Here is a 9,014-nt window from a genome sequence, read left to right as displayed (position 1 = left end):
TGACCGACAAATTGATCACATTGCCGGTCACAAATGACCGAAGCTGTGTTTGCATAGCTGTACCCTCCTACCTTGATATCGGCGGGTTTGAGTGCAGCTTAATCCCCTACCTTGATATCAACGCACAAACATAAAACTTGATAAAAATAGTCAACATAGCAATCCTTGCGAATCCGCCAATACACGCAAAAAAACTGAATGACACCTTGGAACTGTTGCTAAACGATCCCCGGACATCCGTCTGAGGCTGCACTGATTATTTGTATCGAAAATCCTGACACAATCACCACCAGGGACACATGAGTGCAATAGAGAAAAAGATTCTCCTCCCAGGTTCCTGTGTCCTCGGTGATGATTACCCTTTTAAATCAAGGGCACGATCAACAACGCCACGATGTTGATGATCTTGATCAGCGGGTTGATGGCCGGCCCGGCGGTATCCTTGTAGGGATCGCCAACCGTATCGCCGGTTACCGAGGCCTTGTGTGCTTCGGAACCCTTGCCGCCGTGATGATCATCCTCGATATATTTTTTGGCGTTGTCCCAGGCGCCGCCACCGGTAGTCATGGAGATGGCGACAAACAGGCCGGTGACAATGGAGCCGACCAACAGCCCGCCCAGCGCCTGCGGCCCGAGCAGGAAACCGACCACGATCGGCACCAGCACCGGCAGCAGGGAGGGTAACACCATCTCCTTGATCGCTGCGGTGGTCAGCATATCCACGGTCAGCGAGTAGTCCGGTTTCTGCGTGCCGTCCATAATGCCCGGCATCTCCTTGAACTGGCGACGCACGTCCACCACCACCGCGCTTGCTGCACGTCCGACCGCTTCCATTGCCAGGGCACCGAACAGATACGGGATCAGCCCACCGATGAACAGCCCGATGATCACCTTGTGACTGGAGAGATCAAACGCCATGCCGCCACCGTTGAAATGTGACAGTTCGCGGGTGAAATCGGTAAACAGCACCAGCGCGGCCAGACCGGCGGAGCCGATGGCATAGCCCTTGGTGACCGCTTTGGTAGTGTTACCGACCGAATCCAGCTCATCGGTCACCTTGCGGACTTCCGAATCCATATTGGACATTTCCGCCAGACCACCGGCGTTGTCGGTGATCGGACCATAGGCATCCAGGGCCACGATGATGCCGGTCATCGACAACATGGAGGTGGCGGCGATAGCGATGCCGTAAAGCCCGGCAAAATAGTGCGCCAGGAAAATACCCAGGCAGACCACCAGTACCGGTCCCGCGGTGGAGCGCATCGACAAGGCCAATCCGGAAATGATGTTGGTCGCGTGACCGGTGGTGGAAGCTTCTGCAACCCGTCGCACGGGGGAAAAGTCAGTGGCGGTATAGTACTCGGTGATCATCACCAACAGGCCGGTCACACCCAGTCCGACCAGTGCCGCACTATAGAGACCGTTGATCGTCTCCTGGCTACTGCCCGCGAACATCATTTCGGTAACCGGATAAAAAGCAATACCAGCCAGGACGCCGGCGGTGATCAGCCCCTTGTAAAGCGCGTTCATCACCTTGCCGCCTTCGCGCACCCGCACCAGCCAGGTACCGATAATCGAAGCGATAATCGAAACACCGCCGATGACCAGCGGATAGAGGGTCGCCTGCAGAGTGTCACCACCCATCCAGTAGCTGCCGAGGATCATGGTGGCAATGATGGTCACCGCGTAGGTCTCGAACAGGTCCGCCGCCATGCCGGCACAGTCACCAACATTGTCGCCGACGTTATCGGCAATGACCGCCGGGTTGCGCGGATCATCCTCGGGAATCCCTGCTTCGACCTTGCCAACCAGATCGGCACCGACGTCAGCTCCCTTGGTAAAGATGCCGCCGCCCAGACGGGCAAAGATCGAGATGAGCGAGCCCCCGAAGGCCAGTCCGATCAGAGGGGCCAGGACGGTTTCGCCCGCTTCGGTCATAAACTCCAGTAGCGCGTAAAACCCGGCGACCCCGAGCAGGCCCAGGCCCACCACCAGCAGGCCAGTCACCGCACCGCCGCGAAAGGCGACTTGCAGACCGGCATTGGCACCGGATTTGGCGGCTTCGGCCGTGCGCGAGTTGGCCCGCACAGACACATGCATGCCGATGAAGCCCGCCAATCCGGAAAAGATCGCCCCAATGGCAAAGCCAAGTGCACTCAGCCACCCGAGCGCGAACCACATGACGACCAGTAGCAGCACACCGACGACACCGATGGTCATATACTGTCGTTTCAGGTAGGCGGCAGCCCCTTCCTGTATGGCCAGGGCAATCTTCTGAACCTCGTCGCTGCCCGCAGGCAACGCCAGTATTCGGAAAATGGAAAACACCCCGTAACCGATCGCCCCTGCCGCGCACAGCAAGGCAAATATTAATTCACCCGACATTCGATCCCCTCCCTTTTTTAGGCAAGTCGTTTTCACTCCTGGCGGGTTGCCAGAAGAACTTTATAAATTCTTATACGGTTGAATAGCCCGGATAATAGTATAGGTTTTAGACTAAAATCAGATCCGGATCAACATTGGATTATCAGACCGTGTTGAACGGGATGTCCGCCTTGATGAGGATCAAGTCCCGGGTGAGGGATTGGATTAGCGCAGGCTGAAGGTAAAGCCCGGTGGACCTCAGAATTGCTGTTTTTCAAACGCCTCAACCGGCACAGGCCGGCCGAACAGATAGCCCTGATAAATATCGCACTCGTAGTTTTGCAGATAAGCTTTCTGTTCTTCGGTCTCGACCCCTTCGGCGACAATTTGTAACCCCAGGGAATGACCCATGGCGATAATCGCGCGCACAATGGCCGAGTCATGGCTGGAATGGGCGATATCACGCACGAAGGAAGTATCGATCTTGAGCTGTTCGATAGGTAACCGTTTCAGATAAGAAAGCGAGGAATAACCGGTACCGAAGTCATCCAGCGAAGTGCCAATACCCAGTTCCTGCAACTCCTGCAGACGCTCGACGACATAGCCGATATCATCCAGCACCACGCTTTCGGTCAACTCCAGCTTTAGTCCCGTGGGATTCGCACCGCTCGATTCGATAATTTCCTGAAGACGGTCAATAAAATCATGCTGATGGAATTGCCGGGCACTGATATTCACGGCCAGATTAAACGCCATACCGGGACGTTGTTGCTGCCAGCGATGAAGTTGCCGACAGGCAGTCTCCAGTACCCAGTAACCAATCGGCACGATAAGCCCGGTATCCTCGGCCAGCGGGATAAACTCGGCGGGGGAGATCAGACTCTCACTCGCTTTCGGTTGCCAGCGGAGCAGGGCCTCGGCCCCGACAAGATATCCATCCCGATCCATCTGCGGCTGATAATGGAGTATAAACTCATCCTGTTCCAATGCCTTGGACAGGGCACCTTCGAGTCGCGCTCGCTCGTTAACCTTGTCCTGCATATCCGGATTAAAAAACCGTACCGTGTTGCGCCCGGCCGCCTTGGCCTCGTAAAGCGCGACATCCGCCTGCTTGAGCAACTCATCGACACTCGTCTCCTGACCATGGAAAAGTACAACCCCGACACTCGGTGTAATACGATAATCGTCACTATCATCCAACTGATAGGGTTGGGTTAACGTGTGTTGTATTTTATCCGCAATCTCGCTGGCAATATTGATCGCCACATCATTGTCGTCACCGAGACTTTCGAGCAATATGACAAATTCGTCTCCGCCAATTCGGGCAACAGTATCGGCACCGCGCACTTTTCCTTCCAGGCGACGGCCGACCTCCATCAGTAATTGATCGCCAGCATGATGTCCCTGTGTGTCATTGAGTACTTTGAAATGATCCATGTCGAGCATCAGAAGTGCGCCATACTGGTTACTTCGTTCGCTGGCCAGGCGCGCATGTTCGAGCCGATCAACAAACAATCGCCGATTGGCCAGCTGTGTCAGCGGGTCAAAGAAGGCAAGTTGATGAATACGCTGTTCGGCGGCCTTGCGCTCGGTGATATCGGAAAATGAGGCGATATAATGGGTAAGCTTTCCACTATCGTCTCGCACTACACTGATAGTCAGCCACTCGGGATAAATCTCGCCATCCTTTTTGCGGTTCCAGACTTCTCCTTCCCAAAAACCCTCTTCCGTGATTTTCTGCCACATATCCTGGTAAAACGCCTTGCTGTGCTGACCAGACTGCAGGATTCCGGGACCCGCGCCGATAACTTCATCGGCCTCGTAACCGGTAATCCGGGTAAAGGCCCGGTTCACCTGCTCAATACACAGGTCCTGATCCGTAATCATAATGCCGTTTTCCACCTCGAAGGCGGCTGCGGCTATCCGCAGTTGATCTTCGGTCTTGCGTTGTTCGGTCACATCCCGGATCAGAGCGACATAACCAATCAATTCATCCGCCTCGTTTCTCAACGCGGTTCCGAATGTCTCGCCAATAAACGTCTCGCCGTTTTTGCGCTGGTAACTGACCTCAAAGCGCTGCACATGCTCAGACACCTCCTTGTTATAGCGAAGCCGCCCCTGGCGCTCATACTCATCCGGATCGGCATAGATAATTCGGGTTTGCCGGCCCTGCAGCTCGTCCAGCGTATAACCGAATATCTGTAAAAATGCGGGGTTACACCATTGTATCTCGCGTTTCGGATTGGCCATGACAATGGCATCGGTGATGCCGTCGGCAATGGCGTGAAAACGCGCCTCGCTGGCCGCCAGTTCGAGCACCCGCTGATAATTCTCCACGCCGAACCCGATATCCGCGGCCATCTCTTCAAGCAGTTCAATCTCCCTGGACTGGAAGAAACCGGCTTCCCCGGCATAGATGTTCAACACACCGAATATCTGACCATTACGGCGCAGGGGAAAGGCGGCCGAAGCCCGGATGTCGAACTGTGCTGCACGTTGGTGCCAGGGCTGGGTCATTGTATCTTGTGCGAAATCATTGATTACCCGGCGCTCGCCCGTTCGATAGGCCTGCGCGGTCGGACCATGCCCTTCGGGCTGATCGCGATCGGTCACAATCTGAATACCTTCCAGATAACCGGTCTGGCCACTCGCCGAGGCGATCTCGATACGGTCATCTTCCGGGTTAGGCAGGCCAATCCAGGCCAGGCTGAAACCGCCATGTTCCACCGCAATATCACAAATCCGCTGATAGATCACACCCTCCTCGGACACCCTGACGATAGCCTGGTTGGTTTCGCTGAGTGCGGCATAGAGCCGGCTCATGCGTCGGGTCTCGGCCTCATACGCCTTGCGCCGACTGATATCGATGTGAGTCCCCAGCATCAATAACGGCTTGCCTTCCGGCGTACGTTCGATCAGGCGTCCCCGATCCAGGATCCATACCCAGTGACCGTCCTTATGACGCATGCGGCATTCGCACTCGTAATACGCCAGCTCACCGTCGAAATGACGTTGCAATAGTTCATTGGCATGGTGCACATCATCAGGATGGACAAATTGCGACCAGGTTTCGATGGAAAGGGGTTTCAGTTCGTCGAGGGTGTAACCGATAAGCTCGGCCCAGCGTTCGTTGAATACCGTGTAGCCGCTGGGCACATGCCATTCCCAGGTTCCGGCCCGGGTGCCTTCCAGTATCCCGTCCAACCGCCGGCGCTCCTCCGCCAGCTGCTCGACCGCACGACGTGCCTTGATGTTCTCGCGATAAATCAGCAGGAAGATGAGCGCAACGGATAACCCAACAAAGATCAGCCCCTTGGCACTCTGCAGTGTGTGCCAGGCCCGTTCATCGGTGGCCACTACGCTAACAAACCAGTCGCTGAGCAGAATCCAGAGGATCCCGAAGATCCCGTAATAGATCGCAACCCGCAGGGCCGAGCCGCTGAGAGAGGGGAGTTCGATTAAATGCTTATCCTGCAAACCTGATCGCCAGTGAAATATTATTTTATAAAGCTATATAAAAAATAGCGTTGTGCCAACTCCTGTCCCGTTCCCGGTCTGTGTTCGCCTCTCATATTGGACAGAAGCCGACAGCTTGTCACGCTTATACTATATTTATAGCGGCAGTCTTGCGTCCATTTTAACCACCCGCGACCAAACTGCCAGCCCCAAATCCATCAACCGCTGGCGCAACGGTATGGCGGGTCGTTACAATGTCGGATTGCTGTTCTATACCCGGAATCAAATCAAGGAATCTGTCTCATGAATGATCCAGTCATTGTCGTCGGCATCGGTGAGATGGGCGGCGTATTTACCCGCGGTCTGCTGCGCCTGGGCCACCCGGTCTTTCCGGTCACGCGTCACTCGGAGATGGACAAGATCGCCACCGCCGTGCCCGATCCCCGCCTGGTACTGGTCTCGGTCGGCGAGGACGATTTGCATCCCACGCTCAAAAGCCTGCCGGATGCCTGGAAAAATCATCTCGGTCTGCTGCAGAATGAATTGCTGCCCGGTGACTGGAAACAGCACGATATCGCCAACCCAACGGTTATCTCCGTCTGGTTCGAAAAGAAAAAGGGCCAGGATTACAAGGTGCTGATCCCCTCGCCCACCCATGGCCCGCAGGCGCCCCTGCTGGAGAACGCCCTGACTACCCTCGATATTCCGACCTGGGAAGTTGCCACGCCCGAGGCGATGGAGTTCGAGCTGGTGCGCAAGAACATCTACATTCTTACCACCAACATCGCCGGCTTGCTCACCGGTGGCAATGTAGAGCAACTATGGGATCAACACCGGGACCTGGCCCGTCAGGTCGCGGATGAAGTGATGGATATTCAGGCCTGGCTGGTCGGCCATCACCTGGAGCGGGAGAAGTTGATTGAAGGCATGGTCGAAGCGATCGAGGGCGACCTGCACCACCAGTGCACCGGCCGCAGCGCCCCCAAACGGCTTGCCCGGGCCCTGGGTTATGCCGATGAAGCCGGGCTCAAGGTACCCAAGCTGCGGGAGATCATGCGGAATCTTGAGTCGTAAATGCTGAGTGCTGAGTGCTGAGTGCTGAGTGCTGAGTGCTGAGTGCTGAGTGCTGAGTATCAGCCTGTCCCTCGCGTCATACAGGCGCAAGTCGCAAATACTGCCTGTGGGAGGCGAGTTCGTCGGCGACTCGCCAGCAGATTCGACAGGTCGCGGCTAAAAGCCCCTCTCACAACGACAACCCGGCACCAGTGCTATTTTCCTGCCCACCGCACGCTCTGTCGCGCCGAAGACGCTCCAACAAACTTCGGGCAAGGTGCTTTTCCTCGTTACTCGTTACTCGTTACTCGTCCCTGTTATATTTATTTGCTGAATTGATGGACCATGGAACGCAGCTCCATAACCATCTCTGAGAGGCGCTGACTACTTTCCGCCGTGACTTTCGCGCCCTCGGCGGTCTCCTGCGAGACCTGATTGATGTTGATGATGTTGCGGTTGATCTCCTCGGCCACGGCACTCTGTTCCTCGGCCGAGCTGGCGATCTGGGTGTTCATGTCGTTAATGGAGGTGACCGCTCCGGAGATCTCCGACAGGGCCATGGCGGACTCTTCCACCTGCGCCACACCGTGTTCGGCCTTTTCGGTCACCTCGCCCATTTCGTTGACGACGTGTTGCACGCCACCCTGAATGCGCTCGACGATGGTATGAATTTCCCTGGTGGAATCCTGGGTCCGTTGCGCCAGGGTACGCACTTCATCCGCCACCACGGCAAATCCCCGGCCCTGCTCACCGGCCCGCGCCGCCTCGATCGCGGCATTCAGTGCCAGCAGGTTGGTCTGCTCGGCAATGCCGGTAATCACCTCCAGCACGCTACCGATGGAGGTACTGTCCTCGGACAGTTTCTGGATAACCTGCTGGGCCTGTTTGACGCTTTCCGACAGATTTTCGATCACCCCGATCGCCTCGGTCACGGTCAATGCCCCGGCCCGGGCCTGTTCTGTCGCTTCGTTGGCGGCATTCATGGCGCTCTGGGTATTTTGAGCCACCTCCTGCACTGTCGCCGCCATCTCGTTCATCGCCGTAGCCACCTGGTCGATCTCATCGCACTGGCGTTGCACGCCCTGACGAGTCTGCTCCACCACGCTGGTGTTGTCGTTGGCCAGATCGCCAAGGTCCACCGCCGAATCCTCCACGGTGCCCAGGATGGTCCGCAACATCGCCTGCTGGGTGATCAGCCCCAGCTCATAAGCGCCCACGCCGCTGAGCCGACCAGTGTATATCCATTGCATGAGCGGGTTATCGAACACCTCGGTGGCCAGCGTGGCCCGCTTGCGCAATATCCGCCCCTCGACCCAGGCGAGCAACCCCGCCACCGGCACGCCCAGCACCGCCGTGCCCAGTAACGAGGGCCAGGATAACTGGCCGACGATACCGCCGGCGATCAACAGCGGCAGCAGGATCAGCAGGTATTTGCCGGTACGTCGTCCCAGGCAGGCCAGTTGCGTGGCCCAGGAAAACGGCTTCTTGCCGACATTCAGTCGCTGGTAAACCTGCTCGGCACGACGCACCCATTCGCGCCGGGGGACCACGCGCACCGATTGGTAACCGGTCACTTTGCCATGGTTGTATATCGGCGTGACATGCGCATTCACCCAGTAATGGTCCCCGTTCTTACAACGATTTTTGACAATCCCCATCCACTGCTTGCCGGCCTTGAGAGTCTCCCACATATCCTCGAACGCCGCCGGCGGCATGTCGGGGTGACGCACCACGTTGTGATTTTTGCCTTCCAGCTCCTCGCGCGGAAAACCGCTGACCTCGACAAACCCATCATTGGCATGAGTGATAATTCCTTTGAGATCGGTGGTGGTGATAATCCGGATGTCTTCGCTGTATTCCTTTTCAACGTTGGTGACGGGATAATTCTTTTTCATGGGGGCCTATGTCCAAAACTGCTTGAAAATCAACTTACTGCCAGCAGATAAAAACTGCTGCAAACCAAGGGTTTTCCCTATACAGGGTTAGCGTCACAAAACGGAAATTCTTTACTTTCTGGCACTAATTTTGTGCGGCGCGAACCTGCTGGAGCTGGCCGCACAGGGTTTCGGCGCCCTGCAGAATACGCACGGTATGGCGTTGCAGATGATCGGGCTGGATCATAAAAAGGTGATTGTGCGCCA

Annotated in this window: 4 protein-coding genes; 1 reads left to right on the top strand and 3 read right to left on the bottom strand. The window is 56.3% G+C overall.

Annotated features, from left to right (window positions below; all coding sequences use genetic code 11):
- Positions 1 to 363: 363 nt before the first annotated feature.
- The gene (locus RI563_RS07320; RefSeq protein ID WP_310693714.1) at positions 364 to 2,385 is read right to left on the bottom strand and encodes a sodium-translocating pyrophosphatase; all 2,022 of its coding nucleotides are present in this window, start codon (positions 2,383 to 2,385) and stop codon (positions 364 to 366) included.
- A gap of 237 nt (positions 2,386 to 2,622) precedes the next feature.
- Positions 2,623 to 5,841 carry an EAL domain-containing protein gene (locus tag RI563_RS07315; protein ID WP_310693713.1) on the bottom strand — a complete coding sequence of 1,073 codons (3,219 nt, stop codon included), beginning with the start codon at positions 5,839 to 5,841 and terminating at the stop codon, positions 2,623 to 2,625.
- 282 nt (positions 5,842 to 6,123) lie between these two features.
- Here RI563_RS07315 and RI563_RS07310 point away from each other — a divergent pair, with 282 nt between their 5' ends.
- On the top strand, positions 6,124 to 6,894 hold the full coding sequence (locus RI563_RS07310) for a hypothetical protein (RefSeq protein ID WP_310693712.1): 771 nt from the start codon (positions 6,124 to 6,126) through the stop codon (positions 6,892 to 6,894).
- 302 nt (positions 6,895 to 7,196) lie between these two features.
- On the opposite strand, the gene RI563_RS07305 is transcribed toward RI563_RS07310, so the two are convergent.
- The gene (locus RI563_RS07305) at positions 7,197 to 8,768 is read right to left on the bottom strand and encodes a PAS domain-containing methyl-accepting chemotaxis protein (protein WP_310693711.1); all 1,572 of its coding nucleotides are present in this window, start codon (positions 8,766 to 8,768) and stop codon (positions 7,197 to 7,199) included.
- Positions 8,769 to 9,014: the final 246 nt, after the last annotated feature.

It is taken from the genome of Thiohalophilus sp. (genome assembly GCF_031581315.1).
In the GTDB taxonomy this organism is placed as follows: domain Bacteria; phylum Pseudomonadota; class Gammaproteobacteria; order UBA6429; family Thiohalophilaceae; genus Thiohalophilus.
The sequence above is the reverse complement of the archived record's forward strand: the minus strand, read 5'-3'. Positions and strand labels throughout refer to the sequence as shown.

Excerpts from the sequence above, each read along its gene's own strand:
- RI563_RS07320 (WP_310693714.1), bottom strand. The coding sequence starts at position 2,385 with ATGTCGGGTGAATTAATATTTGCCTTGCTGTGCGCGGCAGGGGCGATC.
- RI563_RS07310 (WP_310693712.1), top strand. The coding sequence starts at position 6,124 with ATGAATGATCCAGTCATTGTCGTCGGCATCGGTGAGATGGGCGGCGTA.
- RI563_RS07305 (WP_310693711.1), bottom strand. The coding sequence starts at position 8,768 with ATGAAAAAGAATTATCCCGTCACCAACGTTGAAAAGGAATACAGCGAA.